This is a genomic window from Streptomyces sp. NPDC091416, from assembly GCF_044756845.1.
Classification (GTDB): domain Bacteria; phylum Actinomycetota; class Actinomycetes; order Streptomycetales; family Streptomycetaceae; genus Streptomyces.
Window position 1 is genome coordinate 137,648 of sequence record NZ_JBIVTU010000006.1, and the last position, 23,655, is coordinate 161,302.

Consider the following 23,655-nt stretch of genomic DNA (forward strand, 5'->3'; position numbering starts at 1 on the left):
CAGGCAGGCGCGACATCGCCACCGCCCCTACAACGGAGGCGCACGACCATGACCGCAGCCCAAGAAGCCCCCGCCCCCGAGCCCGATCCCCCACTCCACGAGGACCGACTCGACTACACGCCCACCGCCCGCAGCGTCACCCTCGCCCGCCGCCGCGCCGCCCGACTGGTCACCGAGTGGGGCCATCCCCACCACGCGGGTGAAGCCGCGCTCCTGGTCAGCGAGTTGGCGACCAACGCCTTACTGCACGGCAGCTTGCGGGGCCGCCTCTTCCGGGTCCGCCTCGGCCTCACCGCCACCACCCTCCGCATCGAGGTCAGCGACCCGCGCGGGGAACGACTGCCCGGGCTGCGCGAGGCCGGGACCGACGAGTGTTACGGGCGCGGGCTGCTCATCGTCGCCCGGGTCGCCGACCGCTGGGGCGTCGAGCCGCGCACCGTCGGCAAGACGGTCTTCGCCGAACTCGCCGTGCGGCCGAGGAGGGACACGGCAGCAGCTCCCGCACCCGTCCGGTGACGACCCGCCCCCTCACCGCTGCCGGGGAAGCGGACGCGAAGTCGACGCGAAGTGGGCGCGAAGCGGGCGCGAAGCGGGCGCAGAAGGCGCCCCCCAGCGCTCTCGACGCCGCCCTCAGCCCGACTCGGACTGCTAGAATGCCGACTGTTACGTGGGCCTTCTCGGCGCGGATCTCCTTCCGCCGGGGAGGCTTTTTTCGTACCCGGACACGCCCCACAGGCCCCCAGGCCCCGGCCCACAGGCCCCACGCACCCGGCCGGCCCGGCTCGGCGGCGCGCGTGCCCGGTGACGGCTTCCACCACCCACCGCAAGAGGAGACCGCAGTCATGCATGCACGAGCGAACCCGGCCGAAGAGAGCGGAACCTGGCGACTCGGTGACCTGACGGTCTGCCGCGTCGGCTTCGGCACGATGCGCCTGACGGGTACCGAACCCTTCGGCAACGGCGTACCCCGTGACCGCGAACGGGCGATCAGCGTGCTCCGGCGGGCCGTCGAGCTCGGGGTCAACCACATCGACACCGCCGCGTTCTACTTCTCGGCCACCCGGTCCGCCAACGAGCTGATCAACCGCGCGCTGGCGCCCTACCCGGAGGATCTGGTCATCACGACCAAGGTCTGGCCGGGCCGCGACCCCTCGGGCGCCTGGTGGTGGGCCGATCCGGCACAGTTGCGCGGCCAGGTCGAGGAGAACCTCCGGCAGCTCGGCCGCGACCATCTCGACGTGGTCAACCTCCGCGTACCGCCGAGCGGTCGGACCGGCTCCATCGGCGAGCACTTCGGCGCACTGGCCGAGCTGCGGGAGGCCGGGCTGATCCGTCACCTCGGCGTCTCCAACGTCACGTCCGCCCAGCTGACCGAGGCCCTGGACATCGCCCCGGTCGTCTGCGTCCAGAACCCCTACGGGATCGGCGCGTCGCGCGAGGAGCGGGCCGTCCTCCGGCGCTGCGGCGAACTCGGGGTCGCCTTCGTCCCGTTCTTCGCCATCGCCGGCTCCGGACGGGAGGCAGGGGTCACGGGAGAGGACGACGAGGCGGTGGGCGCCGTCGCCCGCGCGCACGGGGTCTCGATCCCGCAGGTCCGGCTGGCGTGGACCCTCCATCAGGGGCCGCACGTCCTCGCGATCCCCGGGACGAGCGACCCGGACCACCTGGCACAGAACGTGGCGGCCGGCGCGCTGCGGCTCTCCGAGGAGGAGATGGCGCGCCTCACCGCACTGTGACGAGCCGTCGCCAACCGTCCCCTACGCCCCGTCCGCGCGGGACAGCGCCTCGGCGATCATGCGGGTGGCGAAGTCGCGGTCGTCCGCGATGCGGTTGATCTGCTCCGCGAGGAGGAACGCCGTCGCCTCCAGCGAGTTCATCTCCGCCTCGGTCCACTCGCCGTACTGCATGCGCCACAGGTTGGGACTGAGGCCGGTGCCCGCGGCGACGACCAGGCCGGCCATGGTCGGGATGGCCTCGGGCCGGATGCTCTTCGGCATCAGGCGCAAGGAGGCCACGAGCGTCGGCACCACGTACTCGATGACGTCCTTGTCGTGCGCTTCGTGCGCCTGGCGCAACCAGGTCATGAACATGTAGACGATCGTGCAGGTGCCTTCGAGTACGTCCTCGGCGCCACCGGGGCCCAGAGAGGCGACGAACTGCTCGACCAGCTCCTGCTGTTCGCGGGCGGCGCCGGTGTCGGCGTCGTCGCCCTCGCCGTCGTAGATGCTCTTGAGGCGGGAGTCGATCATCATGAGCGCCGCACCCACGTCACCGGCGGCAGCGTACTGGGGGTCACAACTCGAAGACACGGGCCCTCCTCGGACGACTGCGCCGGGTAGCGCGGCACTTCCGTAGCGTAGCGGCCCGCCGGGGTACGGGAGTGGGCCCGTGCAGAATGCGCACGGGCCCACCTCATACACGTACCGCCGGGGCGACTACGCCCAGGTGATCAACCGCTTCGGCTGCTCCAGGATCGCGGCGACGTCCGCGAGGACCTTGGAGCCGAGCTCGCCGTCGACCAGGCGGTGGTCGAACGACAGCGCCAGCGTGGTGACCTGACGGGGCTTCACCTTGCCCTTGTGGACCCAGGGCTGGAGCTTGATCGCCCCGACCGCGAGGATCGCGGACTCGCCCGGGTTCAGGATGGGCGTACCCGTGTCGACGCCGAAGACGCCGACGTTGGTGATGGTCACCGTGCCACCGGCCATCGCGGCGGGGGACGTCTTGCCCTCGCGGGCCGTGGAGACCAGTTCGCCCAGGGACGCGGCCAGTTGCGGCAGCGTCTGGTCGTGCGCGTCCTTGATGTTCGGCACGATCAGTCCGCGCGGGGTCGCCGCGGCGATGCCCAGGTTGACGTAGTGCTTCTGCACGATCTCCTGGTTCGCCTCGTCCCAGGCGGCATTGACCTCGGGGTTCCGCCTGATCGCGACGAGGAGGGCCTTGGCGATGATCAGGAGCGGGTTGACCCGCACCCCGGCCATGTCCTTGTCCTCCTTGAGCTCCGCCACGAGCTTCATCGTGCGCGTCACGTCGACGGTCACGAACTCCGTGACGTGCGGCGCCGTGAACGCGCTGCCGACCATCGCCTGGGCGATCGCCTTCCGTACGCCCTTGACGGGGATACGGGTCTCACGCGCACCCGGGGCCACCGGCACGGGGGCCGCGACCGGGGCCGGGGCCTCGGTCGGCACCGGCGCGGGAGCGGGCGCGGGCGTCGCCGCCGCGTGCACGTCCTCGCGGGTGATGATGCCACCGTCGCCGGTCGGTGTGACCGTGGCCAGGTCGATGCCCAGGTCCTTGGCCAGCTTGCGGACCGGCGGCTTGGCGAGCGGCCGGGCCTCGGCGACCGCCGTCGGGCCGTGGCCGTTCATCTCGCCCTGGATCGCGGCGGATGCGGCCGCGGGGGCCGCCTCCGTGCCCTTGCGGGCGCGCCGCTTGGTGGAGGACTCGGCCACGCCGTAGCCCACCAGGACCGGCGTACGGCCCTTCGGCTCCGCAGGCTCCGCGGACTCCGCGGGCTCCACGACGGGCTCCGGCGCCGGCTCGGCCGCCACGGGGGCGTCGTCACCGGAGCCCGGTGCCACGTCCACGGCGATGATCACCTGGCCGACGTCGACGGTCGTGCCCTCGGGGAAGCGCAGCTCGTGCACCACACCGTCGAACGGGATCGGCAGCTCCACGGCGGCCTTCGCCGTCTCGACCTCGCAGACGACCTGGCCGTCGGTGACGGTGTCGCCGGGCTGGACGAACCACTTGAGGATCTCGGCCTCGGTCAGTCCCTCGCCCACGTCGGGCATCTTGAACTCACGGAAGCGAGCAGCGTTGGAAGTGTCGGTCATCGTTGTCACGTTCCCCGTCCTCAGTACGCCAGCGAGCGGTCGACGGCGTCGAGCACACGGTCGAGACCCGGCAGGTACTCGTCCTCCAGCCGCGCGGGCGGGTACGGGACGTGGTAGCCGCCGACCCTCAGCACGGGTGCCTCCAGGTGGTAGAAGCACCGCTCCGTGATGCGAGCGGCGATCTCCGCGCCGGAGCCGTAGAACACCGGCGCCTCGTGGACCACGACCAGCCGGCGGGTCTTCTCGACCGAGGCCTGGATGGCGTCGAAGTCGATCGGGGACATCGAGCGCAGGTCCACGACCTCGACCGACTTGCCCTCCTCCTGGGCGGCCGCGGCGGCCTCCAGGCAGACCTTCACCATCGGGCCGTACGCGACGAGCGTGAGGTCCGTGCCGGTGCGGGCGACGGAGGCCCGGTGCAGCCCGCCCGGGATGGACTCGGTGTCGACCTCGCCCTTGTCCCAGTAACGGCGCTTCGGCTCGAAGAAGATGACCGGGTCGTCGCTCTGGACGGCCTGCTGCATCATCCAGTACGCGTCGGACGCGTTGGAGGGCGAGACGACCTTCAGGCCCGCGACGTGCGCGAACAGGGCCTCGGGCGACTCACTGTGGTGCTCCACGGCGCCGATGCCGCCGCCGTACGGAATCCGCACGACGACCGGCAGCTTGATCGTGCCGAGCGAGCGGGCGTGCATCTTCGCGAGCTGCGTGACGATCTGGTCGTACGCGGGGAAGACGAAGCCGTCGAACTGGATCTCCACGATCGGCCGGTAGCCGCGCAGGGCCAGGCCGATCGCCGTACCGACGATGCCGGACTCGGCGAGCGGGGTGTCGATCACCCGGTCCTCGCCGAAGTCCTTCTGGAGACCGTCCGTGATCCGGAAGACCCCGCCCAGCTTACCGACGTCCTCACCCATGATCAGGGTCTTGGGGTCGGTGTCGAGGGCCTTGCGCAGCGACTCGTTGAGCGCCTTCGCGATGGACATCTTTTCCATGGCCATGGCTACTTGCCCTCCTCGGCGAACGATGCCTGGTACGCGGCGAACTGGGCGCGCTCCTCGTCGACGAGGGCGCTCCCGTCGGCGTAGGCGTGCTCGAAGATCGCCATCCGGTCCGGTTGCGGCATGGACCGCACGGCTTCGCGGACCCGCTTGCCGAGGGTCTCGCTCTCCTCGTCGAGCGCGGTGAAGAACGCCTCGTCGGCGGCTCCCTCGTTCTCCAGGTAGGTACGCAGGCGCAGGATCGGGTCCTTGGCCTCCCAGGAGGCGCGCTCCTCGTCGGCCCGGTACTTCGTCGGGTCGTCGGAGGTGGTGTGCGCGCCCATGCGGTAGGTGAACGCCTCGACGAGGGTGGGGCCCTCGCCGCGGCGGGCGCGCTCCAGGGCGGAGCGGGTGACGGCGAGGCAGGCCAGCACGTCGTTGCCGTCGACCCGGACGCCGGGGAAGCCGAAGCCCTGGGCGCGCTGGTAGAGCGGCACCCGGGTCTGCTTCTCGGTGGGCTCGGAGATCGCCCACTGGTTGTTCTGGCAGAAGAACACGACGGGCGCGTTGTAGACGGCGGAGAAGGTGAACGCCTCGGCGACATCACCCTGGCTGGAGGCGCCGTCGCCGAAGTACGCGATCACGGCCGAGTCCGCGCCGTCCTTGGCCACGCCCATGGCGTAGCCGGTGGCGTGCAGGGTCTGCGAGCCGATGACGATCGTGTACAGGTGGAAGTTGTTGGTGTTCGGGTCCCAGCCGCCGTGGTTCACACCACGGAACATCCCGAGCAGGTTCGTCGGGTCGACGCCACGGCACCAGGCGACGCCGTGCTCGCGGTAGGTCGGGAAGACGTAGTCGTCGTCGTGCAGGGCCCGGCCCGAGCCGATCTGCGCCGCCTCCTGGCCCAGCAGCGAGGCCCACAGGCCCAGCTCGCCCTGACGCTGCAGCGCGGTGGCCTCGGCGTCGAAGCGGCGGGTCAGGACCATGTCCCGGTACAGGCCGCGCAGCTCGTCCGCGGTCAGGTCGATCGAGTAGTCCGGGTGCTCGACGCGCTCGCCCTCGGGCGTCAGCAGCTGTACGAGTTCGGGTCCGGAACTCTGTGGTGTCTTCGCGGGCGTCTTCGCGGCGCTGGTCCGCTTGCTGCTGCGTCGCGGTTTACGCGCGGCAGCAGTGCTCTCCACGGTCACGTGCGTGCTCCTCCGTCGGTCCGGCCCCCGGGGTCTGCCGGGTGACCAGTGCGGCTCGCCTGTGTCCGTACCCGTGCACGGGGTGGGTGCCGCTCGGTCCGGGAACAGGCGTGACAGGTGCCCCGGCGAGCGCCCTGTCCAATGCACGTTACCCAGTGGGTCGCATAACTGCGAAACCCTTCCTGACCTGCGATTTTGCTTGGATATCCAAGTAAATCGAGGAATTCGGGAACTCTCGCTGGTCACAGCACTGGTAACAGCCTTGCAGGTCGCCGGAACAACGGCACGTTATCCCGCCGGACAGCGGCAGGGAAGAGGGGAGTGTGTGAGACTGCGTTTGTGCGCAAAGAAGGAAAAATCACCGTTTTTCTGCTGGATGACCACGAAGTCGTCCGCCGCGGAGTCCATGAGCTGCTCTCGTCCGAGGACGACATCGAAGTGGTCGGAGAGGCCGGTACGGCGGCGGACGCGCTGGTGCGGATCCCCGCGACGCGCCCCGATGTGGCGGTCCTGGACGTACGGCTGCCGGACGGCAGCGGCGTGGAGGTCTGCCGCGAGATCCGTTCCCAGGACGAGTCCATCAACTGCCTCATGCTGACCTCGTACGCCGACGACGAGGCGCTCTTCGACGCGATCATGGCGGGCGCCGCCGGATATGTGCTCAAGGCGATCCGCGGCAACGAGCTGCTGACCGCGGTACGGGACGTGGCGGCCGGGAAGTCGCTGCTCGACCCGGTGGCCACGGCGCGGGTGCTGGAGCGGCTGCGCGACGGCAAGAAGGGCCGCGGCGACGACAAGCTCGCCGCTCTCACCGACCAGGAACGCAAGATCCTGGATCTCATCGGGGAGGGCCTGACGAACCGGGTGATCGGCGAGCGGCTCCACCTCGCCGAGAAGACGATCAAGAACTACGTCTCCAGCCTGCTGTCCAAGCTGGGCATGGAACGCCGCTCGCAGGCCGCCGCGTACGTGGCGCGGCTCCAGGCCGAGAGGCGCTGAAGCCGCCGCGTACCCGGCACGGCTCCGGGCCCGAGCGCCGGGCGATACGCCCCGGGCCCCGTTTCAGGACTTTGGTCCCGGCCCACCCGGGGCCCCGGCCTCTTATCCCGTCCACACAGGTGGCGGACAGTGGAGGACATGTCCTCCGAGGAACTCCACGCCATCCAGCTGCTCGGCCGCGTCCCCTACGGCCGGCTGGCGACGAGTATGCGAGCCCTCCCGATCCTGACGGTGGCCCGGCACATCGTCACCGACGGCCGGGTCGTCCTGCGCGTGCACGGCGGCCCGGGCTACCACGACGCCTGCGACGGCACGGTCGTGGCCTACGGCGCGGACAACTACAACGCCGCCACCTCGGAAGGCAGCAGCGACCTGTGGTCCGTGCAGTTCACCGGGCCCGCGCAGATCATCGAACCGACCCGCGCCCAGCGCGAGCTCCTGGGCCCCGTACCCGCCGAGGTCAACGGGGAGCCCTTCGCTCCGGCCTATCTCCGGGTCGACCCGCACTTCGTCACTGTGCACACTCTGGACTTCGACGCAACTCCGCAGATCCGTCAACGCAGCGTGATCTAACATCTGTCGAGTGTCGCGCTCATCTGTAACCTTCCCGCCTGTTCCTCCGGTCGGCGAGGTGCTGCGCCGCTATCCGGAAGCCGGTGATCCGATCACCTGCGAGCCCCTTGACCAGGGCCTGCTCAACCACGGCTACCGGGTCTCCACGACGCGCGGCTCGTACTTCCTCAAGCACCATCTGGACGACTCCACCGGCGACCGCGCCACGATCGTCCGCCAGCACCGGGCCACCCAGCGGCTCCAGTCGCTCGGAGTACCCGTCGCACCGCCCGTCGTGGACAGCGACGGGGACACCGTCACCGAGATCGGCGGCCGCTGCTACGCCCTGCACCCCTGGGTCGACGGACTGCACCGGGCAGGCGCCCAGCTCACCCTCGCCCAGTCGCTGCGTCTGGGGGCGCTGCTCGGAGCCGTACACACCGGTCTTGAGCAGGTGATGGGCGAGGGCGCGGGGACCGGGGCCCGGTCCGGCCATGCGAGTGCCGATGCCGCCGACACCTTCGCGGTGATCGACGAGCTGCTGGCCGCGGCGCGCGGCCGGCGGCCCCGGGACTCCTTCGACGAGCTGGCCGAACACCGGCTCCTGGAGCGGCGCACCCTGCTGGAGCAGCACGCGGACCGCCGGCCGCCCACCCCGGACGGGCCGGCGACCGGCTGGGTGCACGGCGACTTCCACCCGCTGAACGTGCTCTACCGGGGCGCCGACCCGGTCGCGATCCTCGACTGGGACCGGCTCGGGGTGCAGCCGCGGGCGGAGGAGGCGGTACGGGCCGCGGCGATCTTCTTCGTACAGCCCGCCGGGAAGCTGGAGCTGGGCAAGGTGCGGGCGTACGCGCGCGCCTACCGGCGGGCGGCCGGCGCGGGGTCGGACGAGCTGGCCGCCGCCGTGCACCGGGTGTGGTGGGAGCGGCTCAACGACTTCTGGATACTGCACTGGCGCTACTGCCTGAACGACCGCAGGGCCGATCCGCAGTTCCCTGCGGTGTCGGCCCTGGCGGTGTGGTGGACCCGTGAGTACGAGGCGGTGCGCGACGCGTTCACGGAGTGAGCGCTACCCGGCGGTCGTCCCGGTGTTGCCCGCGGCGGCTCCGGCACTGGTTCCGGCGGCGGCGCCTCCGGCGTCCGTGCCGGTGGTGGTGCCCGCGTCCGCCCCCGCGCTGGTGCCACCGTCCGCACCCGTGCTGGTGCCGGCGTCCGCACCCGCGTCCGCGCCCGCGTCCGTCCCGGCGTCCGTGCCCTCGTCCGTGTTGCCCTCGCTCGTGCCCGAGGTGGACGTCTCGGTCGGCGCCGTGTTCGTGGGCGTCGGATCGGCCGTCTCGCTCGGGGTGTAGGACGGGGTGTACGAGGGGGTGTACGTGGGCTGCTGCTGCTGGTCACCCGTGGAGCTGCCCGGCTGCTCGGTGTCCTGCGTCGTCTCCTCCTCGGTCGGCTTGGCCGACGTCTTCTCCGGAGAAGGCGAACTGGACGTCGAGGTGACCGGTGCCTTGGGCTTCTCGCCCTTGTCCTTCGCCGCGTTGACCGCGAAGGCGACGCCCACACCGATCGCGATCAGGGCGAGCACGACGAACAGCCACAGCTTGCCGCGGCCGCCGCCGCCCTGCCGGGTGCTGCCGCCGTCGTATCCGCCGTCGTCCGGGTTCATCGGCGGCAGGATCGGGCCCTGCGAGGTGTCCCCGTGCTGCTGGTAGCCCATCGCGCGGGTGGAGCCGGTCATACCGCGCGGCGGCGTGCCGGGGCCGTCGTTCAGCACGACCGGGCCGGTGTTCCACGTACCGGTGTGACCGCCCTGCACCTGGAGCATCTGCAGGCTGTACTGGACCAGCCCGCGCATCTCCTCGGCGCTCTGGAACCGGTCGTCCGGGTCCTTCGCGAGCGAACGCATGACGAGCCCGTCGAGCTCCGGCGGCACCACCCCGTTCGAGACCTCCGACGGCGGAACCGGAATGTCCTGAACGTGCTGGTACACCACCGAGAGCGGCGTCTCGCCGGTGAACGGGGGCCGCAGCGCGAGAAGTTCGTACAGCAGACAGCCGGTGGCGTACAGGTCGGAGCGGTGGTCGACGGCCTTGCCCAGCGCCTGCTCGGGGGAGAGGTACTGCGGCGTTCCCATGACCATGCCGGTCTGGGTCATCGTCGACTGCGCGCCGTGCAGCGCACGGGCGATGCCGAAGTCCATCACCTTGACCGCGCCGGAGTGCGTGATGATCACGTTGGCGGGCTTGATGTCCCGGTGCACGATCCCGTGCTGGTGCGAGTAGGCGAGCGCCTCCAGCACCCCGGAGACAATGATCAACGCCTGCTCGGGAGGCGGTGCTTCGGCGTTGAGGAGCAGGTCACGGATGGTGCGGCCCTCGACCAGCTCCATGACGATGTACGGGACGGTCTGTCCGGCGACGGTGTCCTCGCCGGAGTCGTAGACCGCAACGACCGCATGGTGGTTGAGCCCGGCGACCGACTGCGCCTCGCGCGTGAACCGGGCCTTGGAGACCGGGTCCTCGGCAAGATCGGAGCGCAGCAGTTTCACCGCGACGGTACGTCCCAGCCGGACGTCCTCGGCCGCGAAGACCTCGGCCATACCGCCCCGGCCGAGGCGGCCGGTCAGCCGGTAGCGTCCGTCGCCGACGACACCACCGACGCCCCAGGAGTCGGTGCCATCCGGAACTCCGCCGCCGTTTGCTTCGGGTTCGGGTGCCATCAGTCCTCGCCGTCGTTTCTGTCCGCGCGTCCGCGGGTTCTCACGGTGCCTTGCTGCGTTGCCGACCGCGTTGTCGGCCGCGTTGCCACGTCACGCTACAGCCTCTGTCGGACACACCGTTTTCGAGAGGGACGGGCCATCAAACCGGCTGGCGCGCTTCCTGCGCAAATTCGATGCGGTTCCTGTAACGCTTCCGAGACGCTTCTTGTGCGTAGGGTCACGGAACGGGCACCTGGCTTGACGTGTCGTACCCCTCGGGCAGACTTGGCCAGTAATACGGATCTTCGCGCGGTCGCGCGCCCTAGGGGGAAGCAAGTCATGAGCCAGGACGGCGCACACGGTGCCCAGGGTCGCTACGCGGGCGGTTCGGTCGCCGGCGGCCGTTACCAGCTGCGTGACCTGCTGGGCGAAGGCGGAATGGCCTCCGTATATCTGGCGTACGACTCCGCACTCGACCGGCAGGTAGCGATCAAGACGCTCCACACGGAGCTCGGCCGCGAGCAGTCCTTCCGCGAGCGGTTCCGGCGCGAGGCGCAGGCCGTCGCCAAGTTGCAGCACACCAACATCGTCTCCGTCTTCGACACCGGCGAGGACGAACTCGGCGGTGCGCTGATGCCGTACATCGTCATGGAGTACGTCGAGGGGCAGCCGCTCGGCTCCGTCCTCCAGGACGACATCCGCAACTACGGTGCGATGCCCGCCGACAAGGCACTCAAGGTGACGGCCGACGTGCTGGCCGCTCTGGACACCAGCCACGAAATGGGGCTGGTGCACCGCGACATCAAGCCCGGCAACGTGATGGTGACCAAGCGTGGTGTCGTGAAGGTCATGGACTTCGGTATCGCCCGCGCCATGCAGTCGGGCGTCACGTCGATGACGCAGACCGGCATGGTCGTCGGCACCCCGCAGTACCTCTCTCCCGAACAGGCCCTGGGCCGCGGCGTGGACGCCCGCTCCGACCTGTACTCGGTCGGCATCATGCTGTTCCAGCTGCTGACCGGCCGCATCCCGTTCGACGCGGACTCCCCGCTCGCCATCGCGTACGCGCATGTGCAGGAGGAGCCCGTCGCCCCGTCCACGATCAACCGGTCGATCACCCCGGCCATGGACGCCCTCGTCGCCCGCGCCCTGAAGAAGAACCCGAACGAGCGCTTCCCCAGCGCCGCCGCGATGCAGGACGAGATCGCGCGCGTGCTGAGCGCGGGCGGCCGGACCGGCGCCCCCGTGATCGTCAGCGGTGCGGGCGCACCGGCGAACAGCGGCTCGGGGGTCGGTTCGGCGGTCTTCCCGCCGGTCGACCAGTCCACCCCCGCGCCGCAGAACGTGCAGACGCCGTACCAGCCGGGCCCGTACCAGTCGCAGCAGCAGCCGGGGCCCTACGGCACACCGACCCCGGCGCCCGCCCCGGCACCGAGCTACGGCTATCCGCAGTCGGCTCCGGCGTACCAGACGCCGGCGGCGATGTCGCCGATGCAGCAGCAGACCCCGCCGCCCTACTCGATCTCTCCGCAGACGCACACCACGTCGTCCTCGGGCGGCGGCTCCAAGCGGAACATGCCGGTCATCGTGGGCTCGATCGTGGTCGCCCTGATCGCGATCGGCGGTCTGATCACGGCGCTCGCGCTGAAGGACGACGACTCGGGCAAGGGCGGCACCGAGGCCACGTCGAGCGAGTCCCCGGCCGGTGAGCACAAGGATCCGGAGCGGAACCGGACGATGGACACCGAGGACTGCACGGACGCCCGCGAGAACATCGACGACCCGAACAAGGTCGACGCCCCGAGCTTCCTCTACAAGGACATCCTCTCGGCGCGTGCGTGCGCGGACGCGGCCGGCTGGACGATCAAGCAGATCAAGGTGCCGGGTAACGCGTACGCGGAGGACCAGATCATCGACCAGTTCCCCACCCCCGGGGCCGCTGTCTCGGAGACGGGCGCCCACTTCGAGCTGCGCATCGCGACGGGCGACCCGGCGTAGGGGCGCGCTGCCCGTAACGCCCTCGCGGTTGCACTTCGCCGTCTCGCTCCGGCGCGTTGCGGTGTTCTCTGCCGTCTCGCTCCGGCGCGTTGCGGTGTTCTCTGCCGTCTCCGGCGGGGGGGGCGCTCGCGGTGTTCTCTGCTGATTCCGGCGGCCTCGCCTTTCCTCTGCCGCTTCCGTCGGGCGCCCTTGCGACGCACCCTGCCGCTTCCGTCCGTCTCGCTTGCGGTCTTCTCTGCCGCTTCCGGCCGGCGCCCTTGCGATGCACCCTGCCGCGTCCGGCGCCCTTGCTCCATCCGTCCGCGTTACCGGAGATGCCGGACATACCGTCACATGTGACGCTGACCTCATGGCTTCAGGACACCTTGCCTCACGGCCCTCAAGGTGCGCGGCCTGCCTGGCACTGACGGCAGCAGCGGCACTGGGGGCCATGACGGCCGGGGAGGCACGGGCGGCCGACCGGCGGCCGTCGGCGCAGGGGGCGGCGCGAACGGTCGTGACCGTGGCGCCCTGGGGGCCGCACGCATCCGGGTCGCCATCCGCTCCGTCGTCCCGGCTGTCGCCCGCCCCGTCGGGCCGCCCGCCGGCCCGTCCGTCGGCCGTTTCGCCGTCGACCTCGCCATCGATCTCGCCGTCGATCTCGCCGTCCGGTCCGTCGTCGGCGCCCCCGCCCGCCTCGCGCCCGGGCGCGTCCGGCCGCCCGTCCGCTCCGGCCGCGCACCCGGCACACCCCGCGCCCCCGCACTCCGCCCCACCCTCGCCCGCGCACCCGGCGCCCCCGGCCGCCTCCTCCGTACCGCCCTCGCCGAGCCCCGGATCGCCGCGTCCCGACGATGCCCAGTCGCCCTTGGCCGGGTGGCCCGCCGGGCAGGGCCGGCCGCGGCCCGGGAGGACGATGACGCCCCAGGAGCTCGCCCGGGCCGACGCGCTCGACGCGGCCGAGGAGGAGGCCCGGGCGACGGAGCCCGCCGGCGTACCGGTCGTCACGCCGGATACGGACCCATCCCCCGGAGCCGGCCGGATGTCGCGCCAGACCCTTGGGGGACCGGCCGTCGAGCAGGTCCAGCAGGTGTCGCTCGGCGCCGGGATCGCCCTGGTCGGGCTGGGACTCGGGTTCCTCGCCTTCCGTATGCGCCGCTCCGGCTGACCGCCGTACGTCACCTCCCGAGCGGGGCCCGATCGGGCCGGCAGCGGACCGCGGCGACTTGCCTTCGCCAACATACTCGGTATACATACTCAGTATGTCGATCCGTCACGGGCTCCTGGCCCTCCTGGAGCGGGGCCCTCGGTACGGCTCCCAGCTCCGCACCGAATTCGAGTCGCGCACCGGCTCCACCTGGCCGCTCAACGTCGGGCAGGTGTACACGACGCTGAGCAGGCTGGAGCGCGACGGCCTCGTCGTCCAGGACGGCGAGGACGACCAGGGGCACGCCCTCTACTCGATCAGCGACGACGGTCGCACCGAACTGCGCGCCTGGTTCGAGACACCGGTCGACCGCAGCAGCCCGCCCCGGGACGAGCTCGCCATCAAGCTCGCCATGGCCGTCGGCGCCCCCGGGGTCGACATCCGGGCCGTCATCCAGTCCCAGCGCCACCACACCGTGAAGGCGATGCAGGACTACACCCGCCTCAAAGCCCAGGCGCTCACCGACGTCCCCGCCAACCGCGACGAGGTCGCCTGGCTGCTCGTACTGGAGCAGCTGATCTTCCAGGCCGAGGCCGAGGCCCGCTGGCTGGACCACTGCGAGTCCCGGCTGGTCCGGCTCGCCGAGGCCGCCGCCACCGAGCCCGGGGCGAGCACGTCTCCGCGCGCCGCCACCCGTACCGCCTCCCGGCCGCGCGCCCGCCGCTGAGCCGGAGTCCCACCGTTCGACCACGGCCTGCGTCCCACACGCGGGCCGCGGCCCCGGCCTGCCGCCGGGGCCCGACCACAGACCTGTTCCGAGGGGGAACCACCGTCATGTCCCCGCACGTCCCGTCCCCGGCCGCTCCGCCCCTGCCGGTGGATGCTCCGGTGCTCGAACTCCGCGACCTCACCCGTACCCACGGCACCGGCATCGCCGAGGTGCACGCCCTGCGCGGCGTCAACCTGGCGGTGCACCCCGGTGAGCTCGTCGCCGTCATGGGCCCTTCCGGCTCGGGCAAGTCCACCCTGCTGACCCTCGCCGGCGGACTCGACACCGCGACCGGCGGCCAGGTCGTCATCGAGGGCCAGGACATCGCCACGCTCGGCCGCAAGGGCATCGCCGCCCTGCGCCGTCGCAGCGTCGGCTACGTCTTCCAGGACTACAACCTGATCCCCGCCCTCACCGCAGCCGAGAACATCGCCCTGCCGCGCGAACTCGACGGGGTCTCGGTCCGCAAGGCACGCAAGGAGGCCCGGACCGCGCTGGAGGAGATGGGCCTCCTCGACATCGCCGACCGCTTCCCGGACGAGATGTCCGGCGGCCAGCAGCAGCGGGTCGCCATCGCCCGGGCGCTGGTGGGCGACCGGCGCCTCGTGCTCGCCGACGAACCGACCGGGGCACTCGACTCCGAGACCGGCGAGTCCGTCCTGGCGCTGCTCCGCAACCGCTGCGACCAGGGCGCCGCCGGGGTGATGGTGACGCACGAACCGCGGTACGCCGCCTGGGCGGACCGGGTGGTCTTCCTGCGGGACGGCTCGATCGTCGACCAGACGCTGGCCGCGGGCGCCGAGTCGCTGCTGGCCGCCGGGAGCGCCGAGTGAGCCCCTTCACGGGGTGGCGCGCCGCCCTCCGGATAGCTCGCCGCGACGCCATGCGGGCCAAGGGCCGCAGCGCCCTGGTCGTCGCGATGATCGCACTGCCGGTGCTCGGGGTGACGGCCGCGGACGTCACGTACCGCAGTATCGACTCCACCGAGGCCGAGCAGCTGACGGCCCGGATGGGCTCGGCCGACGCGCTGTTCAGCGACCCGGGCATGGGGCCGCTGCAGCAGATGCCCGACGGCAAGGCGTACGACATCGCCGGGACCGAACCGCCCACGGCGGACATTCCGCCGGTCGACATGCGCACCACGTTCCCCGAGGGCGCGCGGGCGATCAGCATCCGGTCCGTACCCGCGAGCGTCACGACCGCGTACGGGCTCACCAACACCGAGATCGTGGAGTTCCGGACCGCGGATCCGATGGCCCGCGGCAAGGTCGACCTGGTCGAGGGCGCGTTCCCGCGCGGCACCGGCGAGATGGCGGCCACGAAGCCGTTCCTGGACTCGTCCGGGCTGCGCATCGGCTCCCGCACCACCGTGAACAGCGCCGGCCGCACGTACACCATCACCGGTGTCGTCGAGCAGCCCTCCGATCTGAAGGCGCAGCAGCTGTACGCCGACCCGGGCGCCGTCATCGCCCCGTGGCAGGCCGCGTCCGACCGCGACAAGAAGGTCCTGCCGCCGAACACCGGCTCGACCGAGTGGCTGGTCAGTGGATCGGGCGCGGCAGGTATCGGCTGGGGCGATGTGCTCGCGGCCAACAAGGCAGGCGCCCTCGTCGTCTCCCGCCAAGTGGTCCTGGACCCGCCGCCGGACTCCGAGGTCCCGATGGCGCGGTCGATGAACCAGTACTCCGCGGGCGACTCCGAGACGAGCGCGGCCCTCGTCACCGTGGTCGCCATGGCGCTCCTGGAGATCGTCCTGCTCGCCGGACCGGCCTTCGCCGTCGGTGCCCGCCGCTCGCGCCGTCAGCTCGGCCTCGTCGGCACCTGCGGCGGCGACCGGCGCCATGTACGGGCCGTCGTGCTCTCCGGCGGGCTGGTGCTGGGCGCCGTCGGGGCGGTGACCGGTGTCGCGGCCGGGCTGCTCCTCACGATGGCGTTCCGGCCGCTGATCGAGGAGTGGGCCGGACAGCGCTTCGGCTCCCTGGTCCTGAAGCCCACGGAGCTCGTCGTCATCGCCGTGCTCGGCCTGGTCACCGGACTCCTCGCGGCGTTCGCCCCGGCGATCGTGGCCGCCCGCCAGTCCGTGCTGGAGTCGCTCACCGGCCGTCGCGGCGTGCGCCGCAGCTCCCGGGTGCTGCCCACCGTGGGCGCCTGTGTGCTGGCCCTCGGCATCGCGGTCGCGGTCCTCGGCGGTACCGGCGGCGATGCCACGCTGGTCGCCGGCGGCTCGGTCGTCGCCGAGATCGGGCTGCTCGCCTGTATCCCGGTGATCGTCGGCCTGCTGGGCCGGCTCGGCCGCCGGCTGCCGCTCTCGCCGCGGATGGCGCTGCGCGATGCCGCCCGCAACCGCGGCCGCACCGCTCCGGCGGTCGCCGCCGTGATGGCGGCCGTCGCGGGCTCGGTGGCCATCGCCACGTACATGTCCAGCAGCCTCGCCGAGTCCGACCAGGACTACATGCCCATGCTCGCCAAGGGCACGATGGTGCTGTCCTCCACCGACGCCAAGGCGGCCGACCGGCTCCCGCTGGCCCGCGCGTCCGTCGAACAGAACATGGCGGTGAACGGCGGTCACGCCGACTTCTCCCGCGTCTGGGCGGGCAGTGACTGCAACGTCTACTACGAGGACGAGAACAGCTGCGGCAGCATGGAGCTGGTCAAGCCGACCGGCAAGGGCCACACCTGCCCGCTCAACACCAAGGGCGCCAGGGAACTCGCCGAGCGGCTCTCCTCGGAGGAACACCGGCGGATGATGCGCTCCCCCGCCTGCGTGGACGAGTACAACTCCTCGGGCAGTTTCAGCTCGGAGGCGAACAACATCGTGGTGGGCGGAGCCGACCTGCTCCGCATCTACGCGAAGCTCGACGACCCCGCCGCCGCCGCGGCGCTGGCGGCGGGCACTCCCGTCCTGCTCAACCAGGCGTACGCGAAGGACGGCGAGGTCACGCTCAAGGCCGTTCACACGTACAACGCCAAGGACAAGAAGAACCGCAAGCTGCACCCGGGCCCGGCCCGCAAGTCCACGGACCGGCTGAAGGTGTACGTCGCGGACGCCGCGTACGCCGCCACGCCCGGCATCCGCATGATCCTGCCCGAGCGCACCGCCGAGCGGCTCGGCCTGCACACCCAGCTGGCCGGCAGTGTGTACGCCGTGCCCCACCCGCCGTCGGATGCCGATCAGCAGCGCGTCGCGGCCGCCATCGACCAGACCGGCGGCGGGCTCTGGCTCCAGGCCGAACAGGACCCCGGCAACCGGATGAGCACCGCTCTGCTGATCCTCACCCTGTTCGCCGGCGTGGTGACCCTGGGCGCCGCGGCCATCACCACCGGCCTCGCCAAGGCCGACGCCGAGGCCGACCTCAACACACTGAGCGCGATCGGCGCGCCCCCGCGCGTACGCCGGACCCTCTCGGGGTTCCAGTGTCTGGTGGTGGCGCTCACCGGGGTGCTGCTCGGCACCGCGGCGGGCCTGGTGCCCGCGGTGGCGCTGCGTCTGGTCGATCTGCGGAACTCGATGGAGGCGATGCGGGAGGAGCCCATGGAGTCCGCCTTCACCCCGATCGTGCTGCCCTGGGCGACCATCGGACTGCTGGCCGTGGTCGTTCCGCTGCTGGCCGGGCTGCTGGCGGCGGCGTTCACCCGCTCCAGGCTGACGCTGGCCCGGCGCGCCGGGTGAACCGGCACAGGCCGGCGTTGACGGCCTGACCGGCGGCTTCGGCGCAGATCCGGTGCCCCCGGAAACGGTGGATCATCCGTTTCCGGGGGCACCACCATGGTGTACGGCGTGTGTGCGAGACAATGGGCGGCATGGAGATGCCGAGGAATGAACGGTCGCAGGAGCACCCCCAAGTCCTCGTAGTGGGGCAGGACGGAATGGCGATCGGCGGCGGTGGCACTGACGACGAGTCGCGGGAGGTCCCGGTGACGGAGATGGTCGAGCAGCCCGCGAAGGTCATGCGCATCGGCAGCATGATCAAGCAGCTCCTGGAGGAGGTCAGGGCGGCTCCTCTCGACGAGGCGAGCCGGGTGCGGCTGAAGGAGATCCACGCCAGCTCGGTCAAGGAGCTGGAGGACGGCCTCGCGCCGGAGCTGGTGGAGGAGCTGGAGCGGCTCTCGCTGCCGTTCACCGAGGAGTCGGTTCCCTCCGAGGCGGAACTCCGGATCGCGCAGGCCCAGTTGGTCGGCTGGCTGGAGGGCCTCTTCCACGGCATCCAGACGGCGCTGTTCGCCCAGCAGATGGCGGCCCGGGCGCAGCTGGAGCAGATGCGCCGCGCGCTGCCCCCCGGCAGCGGTCACGAGGAGGAGGACGGCGGTCCGGACCCGCACGGGGCGCTCCGCTCCGGCCCGTACCTGTAGGTCCGGCCCGGCCCGGTCCGGCCCGGTACATCCGTAGTTCACCGATCCCGCGCGAGGGGCCCGGCACACGAGGTTCGTGTGCCGGGCCCCTCGGCCGTCCGGGCGATCGGGCGTCCGGGCGATCGGGCGTCCGGGCGTCCGGGCCGATCGGGTGCCCCGGCGATCGGGCAGGCCTGTGCTGATCAGACCGCCGTGGGCGCCTGCAGGAGCACCTTGCCGACGTGGGTGCTGGACTCCATCACCCGGTGCGCCTCCGCGGCGTCCCGCATCGGCAGTGTCCGGTCCACGACCGGCCGGACGACACCGTCCGCGATCAGCGGCCAGACGTGCTCGCGTACGGCGGCGACGATCGCGGTCTTCTCGGCGAGCGGGCGTCCGCGCAGCGACGTCGCCGTGACGGCGGCCCGCTTGGTCAGCAGGGCGCCGAGGTTCAGCTCGCCCTTGGCCCCGCCCTGGAGGCCGATGATCGCGAGCCGCCCGTTGACGGCGAGTGCCCGCACGTTCCGGTCCAGGTACTTGGCGCCGACGATGTCGAGGATGACGTCCGCGCCCGCCCCGTCCGTCGCCTTGCGGAGCTCGTCGACGAAGTCCTGCTCCCGGTAGTCGATCAGGATGTCGGCACCGAGCTCGGCGCAGCGCGCCAGCTTCCCGGGACCGCCGGCGGTCACGGCGACCCGCGCGCCGACCGCCTTGGCCAGCTGGATCGCCATCGTGCCGATCCCGCTGGACCCGCCGTGGATCAACAGCGTCTCGGTGGGACGCAGATGGGCCACCATGAACACGTTGGACCAGACGGTGGCCGTCACTTCGGGCAGCGCCGCGGCCAGGGTGAGGTCCAGCCCTTCCGGTACGGGCAGCAACTGCCCCACGGGGACGGCGACCTTCTCCGCATAGCCGCCGCCCGCGAGGAGCGCGCAGACCTCGTCTCCGACCGACCAGCCGACGACGCCGGGGCCGAGGGCCGAGATACGGCCCGCGCACTCCAGGCCCGGGTACGGGGACGCGCCGGCCGGCGGGTTGTAGAAGCCCTGCCGCTGGAGCACATCGGCCCGGTTGACCGCGCTGGACACGACATCGACGAGGACCTCGCCCTCGCCGGGTACGGGATCGGGCACCTCGGCCCATACGAGTGCCTCGGGGCCACCGGGTTCGGGGATCGTGATCGCATGCATGGCCGCGAGGCTACTCCGTGGACGGTGGCAGGCCACGATGCGCGGTGGCGCGGCGGGGGACGGTGGCGGACCACGATGCGCAGTGGCGCGGCGGGGGACGGGGCAGCGGTGGCGGAGGACGGAGCGTGGGGGCAGGGCGGTGAAGGGAGGGCGGGGCCCCGGTACGGCGGTATGGGGGTACGGCGGTATGGGGGTACGGGGGTAAGGCGGTACGGCGGTACGGGGGCAGGCGGAAGAGCCGGCCCCCGCTGCGGTCCGCAGCGGCGCGCCCCGGTTCGCAGCGGGCCGCTCGGATCAGTCACGCGGGCCCGTCTGTTCAGGCGCGCGGGCCCGTCTGCGGCGGGTTGTTCAGGGGTGGTTCGTTGGAGGCGCGCACGATCGTGATCAGCCGGTCCGTCAGCTGCAAGGGGCTCGCCGCCGGGTCGTCGTATCCCAGGAGCCGGTGTCCGCGCAGGACGTTGACCACGAGGTCGTCGGTCTCCCGGACGCTCTTGCCGACCTCGGCCTTTATCACCGGCCGTTCGACGAGGTCGAGTCCACTGCCCTGCTGGATCAGGTCCTCCATCACCATGCCCGCGCTGGGGCTGAGCACGGACAGACCGAGCAGCCGGCCCGCCGCACTGGCGCTGGTGATCACGGCGTCGGCACCGGACTGCCGCAGCAGCGGGGCGTTCTCCTCCTCACGCACCGCGGCCACGATCTTCGCGCCCCGGTTGAGCTGACGCGCGGTCAGTGCGACCAGGACCGCGGTGTCGTCGCGCTGGGTGGCGATGATGACCTGACGGGCCTTCTGCAGCTCCGCGCGCAGGAGCACATCGCTGCGCGTCGCGTCCCCGAGCACTCCGGTGAAACCCTCGGCGTTGGCGATCTCTATCACCTTGGACGCCGGGTCGACGATGACGATCTGATCCTTCCGCAGCCCCGTGGCGCAGAGCGTCTGGATGGCCGAACGGCCCTTCGTGCCGAAGCCGACGACGACGGTGTGGTCACGCAAGTTGGTTCTCCAACGCTTCAGCCGGAAGTCCTCACGGGTCCGTTCCGTGAGGACTTCAAGGGTGGTGCCGACCAGGATGATGAGGAAGAGCACACGCAGCGGTGTCACGAGCAGCACGTTCACGAGCCGGGCACTGTCGCTGTACGGGGTGATGTCGCCGTATCCGGTGGTGGAGAGGGTGACCGTCGCGTAGTACAGCGCATCCAGGAGATCGACTTTGCCGTCGGCCGCGTCGTGGTAACCGCCGCTGTCGAGCCAGACGATCAGCACCGTGACAGCAAGTACCACCAGAGCCATTATCAGCCGCTTGGCGACCTGACGGGCCGGTCCGTCGACGACCCGGCGCGGAAGCATCACCCGGGTGGGGACGACCTGTTCGTCGGCGCGCCTGGCCATCGCGTCATGGCCGGGAAGTTTCACGTGAAACACCCTTCAGTCCACGGCGTCGCCGGGGCCCACGGTAGATCGAGGATCTCCACCTCGGTGCCGGACCGTACCCCGCCCGGCCCCACAACAGCCAGCCCGTCCGCGGCAGCGACGCCACGCAGCATGGCAGGACCGTTGTAATGCAGGGGTACGACGTGATCCGTGGCCCCACCGGTTCCCGTGCTGTCGCGACGCGTTGTGGAATCGGCGCCCGGTCCGGGCACGCCGGCGGCACGGTGGACCACGGGTACCAGACGGGTGTCGTGCGGGTGGCCGTGCACGTCGTCGCGCACCGCCACCTGGTAGGGCGCCTCGGCGGGACGGCCCGCCAGCCCTCTGAGCAGCGGTTCGGCCAGGGTGAGCAGTCCCGACACCGCAGCCAGCGGGTTTCCGGGCAGCCCGACGAGAAACGGGCCCGTGGCACCGAGCCGGGCCAGCAGCATGGGGTGGCCGGGGCGGACGGCGACCCCGTCGACGAGCAGTTCGGCGCCGATCCGGGCCAGAACGGGGTGCACATGATCGACGGGTCCGGCGGCGGTACCGCCAGTGGTCACGATCAGGTCGGCCTCGGAACCGGTGAGCGCCTGCCGGAGGGCTTCCGCATCGTCGCCGAGGCGGCGCGGGGCGGAGACCTCGGCACCCAGCGCACGCAGCCAGGGGCCGATCATCGGGCCGAGCGCGTCCCGGATCAGCCCGTCGTGCGGCAGTCCGGCGGTGAGGAGTTCGTCGCCGAGGACGAGTACGTCGACACACGGCCGGGACCGGGCCGGCAGCTCGTCGTAGCCGGCGGCTGCGGCCAGGCCGAGGACGGCGGGCGTCACCAGCGTTCCGGCGGGCAGGAGTTGGTCGCCGGCGCGGCATTCCTGTCCGCGCGGCCTGATGTCCTGGCCGGGGTCGACCTGCCGCTGCGCGTGCAGCAGTCCCTTGGCCCGGTCGGCGTGGGCATGTTCGCTGCGGATGACCGCAGTGACGTCCGCCGGGATACGGGCGCCCGTGGCGATGCGGATGGCGTCGCCGTCGGAGAGCGGGGCGGGTGTGCCGTGGCCGGCGAGGACGCCCTCGTCGTCCCGGATGGTCCACGGACCCGGCCCGGCGACGGCCCAGCCGTCCATGGCGGAGGTGTCGAACGACGGCAGATCAGTGAGCGCGGCCAGCGGCTCGGAGAGCACCCGGCCGAGCGCCCGGTCGAGCGGAAGCCGCACGGTACGGGAAGGAACGGCGCGCCCGGCCCCAGTGGCAACGGCACGGGCCTCGCGCCACGGGGTCGCACGGCCGTGCGCCCGTTCACGGGTCGCGGGGGAGTCCGGGCCGGCGCGGCGGGCGGTCGTGGCCGGGATGACGGGGTCCCCGTTGCGGGGAGAGGCGGCCGGCTCGGTCCGGGCCGGGGTGGCGGGGTCCCCGTTGGGCCGGGGCGGGGTGGCGGGGTCCCCGTTGGGCCGGGCCGGGGTGGCGGGATCCCCGTTGGGCCGGGCCGGGCCGGTCGGTTCCGGGTGATGCCCCGAGCCGCCGGAGGTCCGGGGACCGGGTCCGTACTCTCCGCCGGTGACGGCGCCCTGGGGTGCCTGCCGGCCGACCAGCGCGAGGGCCTGCGCCACGGCCCGTTCCTCGTCGGCCTCGGCCTCGGCAGCGCTGTTCCGTTCGGCGTTGCCGCTGTGGCCCGTCATGGCGTCCCGGCCTCGTCCGCCCACTGGAGGGCGAGCGCGGCGGCCTTCCGCGCGGCCTCGGCCACTGCCTCCGGGCCGCCCCCGTCACCGCTCGCCTTCGCCGCCGCGTAACCGACCAGGAAGGTCGTCAGAGGCGCGGCGGGGCGGGCGACTCCGTGGGCGGCATCGCGGGCGAGGTCGAGCAGGACGTCGGTGTCGACGTCGAGTTCGATGCCCAGTTCGTTCTTGACTGCGGTGATCCATTCGTCCAGCACGGTCCCATGCTCCCTGATCCGGGCCCGCGCCGAAGCGATGTCCTCCCAGGTGTCGCAGTCGAACGAGGCGAGCGGGTCCGACGCCGGCCGGGCGAGCTTCAGTTCACGCGTGAGCAACCGCAGGGGCAGGCCGGCCAGACCGCCGTGCTCGGCGGCGATGAGTCCCAGTTCGCGGCGGAGCGGCTCCGCGCGGTAGACGGCGACCAGCGGCTGGTCCCGGCCGTCCCGGTCGGTGCACAGGGCGCCCTCGACGTCCCCCTGACCGGCCGCCGCCAGCAGTGCCCCGACCGTGTCCGGTCCCAGGAACGGCAGATCGGCGGAGAGCACGAGTACGCGCTCCGCCGCCGTGTGCCGCATCCCCGCACCGAGCGCGGCCAACGGGCCGCCGCCCTGGGGCTCTTCGCGCGTCCAGGTCACCGCGCGCGCGGTGGGCCGCCGTCCTCCCACCACCACGGTGGTCGCGGCTCCGGCACAGGCGCCGAGCACCCGGTCGAGCAGCGCACGGCCGCCGACCAGGACCCCGGGCTTGTCGGCACCGCCGAGCCGCTCGGCGGCCCCTCCGGCGAGAACGATGGCGTCATACGCGGTCATGCCCCGAGTATGCGTGCCCACCGTCCGGCGGGTCGTCCCGGTCCACGTTCCGGTGGATC

Annotated in this window: 20 protein-coding genes; 11 read left to right on the top strand and 9 right to left on the bottom strand. The window is 72.0% G+C overall.

Annotation, left to right across the window (positions count from 1 at the left end; all coding sequences use genetic code 11):
• Positions 1-48: 48 nt before the first annotated feature.
• Positions 49-516 carry an ATP-binding protein gene (locus ACIQMX_RS19445; protein WP_363068501.1) on the top strand — a complete coding sequence of 156 codons (468 nt, stop codon included), beginning with the start codon at positions 49-51 and terminating at the stop codon, positions 514-516.
• Between the two features lie 326 nt (positions 517-842).
• Positions 843-1,736 carry an aldo/keto reductase gene (locus tag ACIQMX_RS19450; protein ID WP_402479649.1) on the top strand — a complete coding sequence of 298 codons (894 nt, stop codon included), beginning with the start codon at positions 843-845 and terminating at the stop codon, positions 1,734-1,736.
• 21 nt (positions 1,737-1,757) lie between these two features.
• Here the strand turns inward: ACIQMX_RS19450 and ACIQMX_RS19455 are convergent, their stop codons facing one another.
• The 4 genes from ACIQMX_RS19455 to pdhA all read right to left on the bottom strand — a co-directional run bounded on the left by ACIQMX_RS19455 (position 1,758) and on the right by pdhA (position 6,006).
• A complete protein-coding gene (locus ACIQMX_RS19455; RefSeq protein WP_363068497.1) occupies positions 1,758-2,309 on the bottom strand; it encodes a hypothetical protein in 552 nt (183 codons plus the stop codon).
• 126 nt (positions 2,310-2,435) lie between these two features.
• Entirely contained in the window at positions 2,436-3,848 is a 1,413-nt protein-coding gene (locus tag ACIQMX_RS19460) for a dihydrolipoamide acetyltransferase family protein (RefSeq protein ID WP_363068495.1), read from the bottom strand.
• Between the two features lie 11 nt (positions 3,849-3,859).
• On the bottom strand, positions 3,860-4,840 hold the full coding sequence (locus ACIQMX_RS19465; RefSeq protein ID WP_363068493.1) for an alpha-ketoacid dehydrogenase subunit beta: 981 nt from the start codon (positions 4,838-4,840) through the stop codon (positions 3,860-3,862).
• Positions 4,841-4,842: 2 nt separating this feature from the next.
• Complete coding sequence (gene pdhA, locus ACIQMX_RS19470) at positions 4,843-6,006, bottom strand: pyruvate dehydrogenase (acetyl-transferring) E1 component subunit alpha (protein WP_363068491.1); 1,164 nt, start codon at positions 6,004-6,006, stop codon at positions 4,843-4,845.
• A 339-nt stretch (positions 6,007-6,345) separates the two neighbouring features.
• On the opposite strand from pdhA, the gene ACIQMX_RS19475 reads away from it, so the two are divergent.
• The 3 genes from ACIQMX_RS19475 (at position 6,346) to ACIQMX_RS19485 (ending at position 8,626) form a co-directional block, all read left to right on the top strand.
• Entirely contained in the window at positions 6,346-7,005 is a 660-nt protein-coding gene (locus ACIQMX_RS19475; RefSeq protein ID WP_363068489.1) for a response regulator transcription factor, read from the top strand.
• 138 nt (positions 7,006-7,143) lie between these two features.
• Positions 7,144-7,578, top strand: a complete 435-nt coding sequence (locus tag ACIQMX_RS19480) for a pyridoxamine 5'-phosphate oxidase family protein (protein ID WP_363068487.1) — start codon at positions 7,144-7,146, stop codon at positions 7,576-7,578.
• A 58-nt stretch (positions 7,579-7,636) separates the two neighbouring features.
• Entirely contained in the window at positions 7,637-8,626 is a 990-nt protein-coding gene (locus ACIQMX_RS19485) for a phosphotransferase (protein WP_363068794.1), read from the top strand.
• A 3-nt stretch (positions 8,627-8,629) separates the two neighbouring features.
• Here ACIQMX_RS19485 and ACIQMX_RS19490 read toward each other — a convergent pair whose 3' ends face one another.
• Complete coding sequence (locus ACIQMX_RS19490) at positions 8,630-10,273, bottom strand: protein kinase (protein WP_402479657.1); 1,644 nt, start codon at positions 10,271-10,273, stop codon at positions 8,630-8,632.
• Positions 10,274-10,591: 318 nt separating this feature from the next.
• On the opposite strand from ACIQMX_RS19490, the gene ACIQMX_RS19495 reads away from it, so the two are divergent.
• The 6 genes from ACIQMX_RS19495 (at position 10,592) to ACIQMX_RS19520 (ending at position 18,495) form a co-directional block, all read left to right on the top strand.
• Positions 10,592-12,250, top strand: a complete 1,659-nt coding sequence (locus ACIQMX_RS19495) for a protein kinase domain-containing protein (protein WP_363068483.1) — start codon at positions 10,592-10,594, stop codon at positions 12,248-12,250.
• Between the two features lie 895 nt (positions 12,251-13,145).
• Positions 13,146-13,397, top strand: coding sequence for a hypothetical protein (locus ACIQMX_RS19500; RefSeq protein ID WP_402479660.1), 252 nt, complete (start codon positions 13,146-13,148; stop codon positions 13,395-13,397).
• 94 nt (positions 13,398-13,491) lie between these two features.
• Complete coding sequence (locus ACIQMX_RS19505; protein WP_363068479.1) at positions 13,492-14,103, top strand: PadR family transcriptional regulator; 612 nt, start codon at positions 13,492-13,494, stop codon at positions 14,101-14,103.
• A 107-nt stretch (positions 14,104-14,210) separates the two neighbouring features.
• Positions 14,211-14,978, top strand: coding sequence for an ABC transporter ATP-binding protein (locus ACIQMX_RS19510; RefSeq protein WP_363068477.1), 768 nt, complete (start codon positions 14,211-14,213; stop codon positions 14,976-14,978).
• Positions 14,975-17,815 (top strand): FtsX-like permease family protein, encoded by a 2,841-nt coding sequence (locus ACIQMX_RS19515; protein ID WP_402479665.1) that lies wholly within the window; start codon positions 14,975-14,977, stop codon positions 17,813-17,815. Before ACIQMX_RS19510 ends, ACIQMX_RS19515 begins: the two co-directional genes overlap by 4 nt.
• Positions 17,816-17,946: 131 nt before the next feature.
• Positions 17,947-18,495, top strand: coding sequence for a bacterial proteasome activator family protein (locus ACIQMX_RS19520; RefSeq protein ID WP_363068473.1), 549 nt, complete (start codon positions 17,947-17,949; stop codon positions 18,493-18,495).
• A 182-nt stretch (positions 18,496-18,677) separates the two neighbouring features.
• On the opposite strand, the gene ACIQMX_RS19525 is transcribed toward ACIQMX_RS19520, so the two are convergent.
• From ACIQMX_RS19525 to ACIQMX_RS19540, 4 genes are all read right to left on the bottom strand, one after another.
• Positions 18,678-19,667 carry an NAD(P)H-quinone oxidoreductase gene (locus tag ACIQMX_RS19525; RefSeq protein WP_402479668.1) on the bottom strand — a complete coding sequence of 330 codons (990 nt, stop codon included), beginning with the start codon at positions 19,665-19,667 and terminating at the stop codon, positions 18,678-18,680.
• Positions 19,668-19,983: 316 nt separating this feature from the next.
• Positions 19,984-21,057, bottom strand: coding sequence for a potassium channel family protein (locus tag ACIQMX_RS19530; RefSeq protein ID WP_402480142.1), 1,074 nt, complete (start codon positions 21,055-21,057; stop codon positions 19,984-19,986).
• 20 nt (positions 21,058-21,077) lie between these two features.
• On the bottom strand, positions 21,078-22,751 hold the full coding sequence (locus ACIQMX_RS19535; RefSeq protein WP_402479671.1) for a molybdopterin-binding protein: 1,674 nt from the start codon (positions 22,749-22,751) through the stop codon (positions 21,078-21,080).
• Positions 22,748-23,596 (bottom strand): NTP transferase domain-containing protein, encoded by an 849-nt coding sequence (locus ACIQMX_RS19540; RefSeq protein WP_363068467.1) that lies wholly within the window; start codon positions 23,594-23,596, stop codon positions 22,748-22,750. The genes ACIQMX_RS19535 and ACIQMX_RS19540 overlap by 4 nt, the downstream gene beginning before the upstream one ends.
• Between the last annotated feature and the right edge of the window lie 59 nt (positions 23,597-23,655).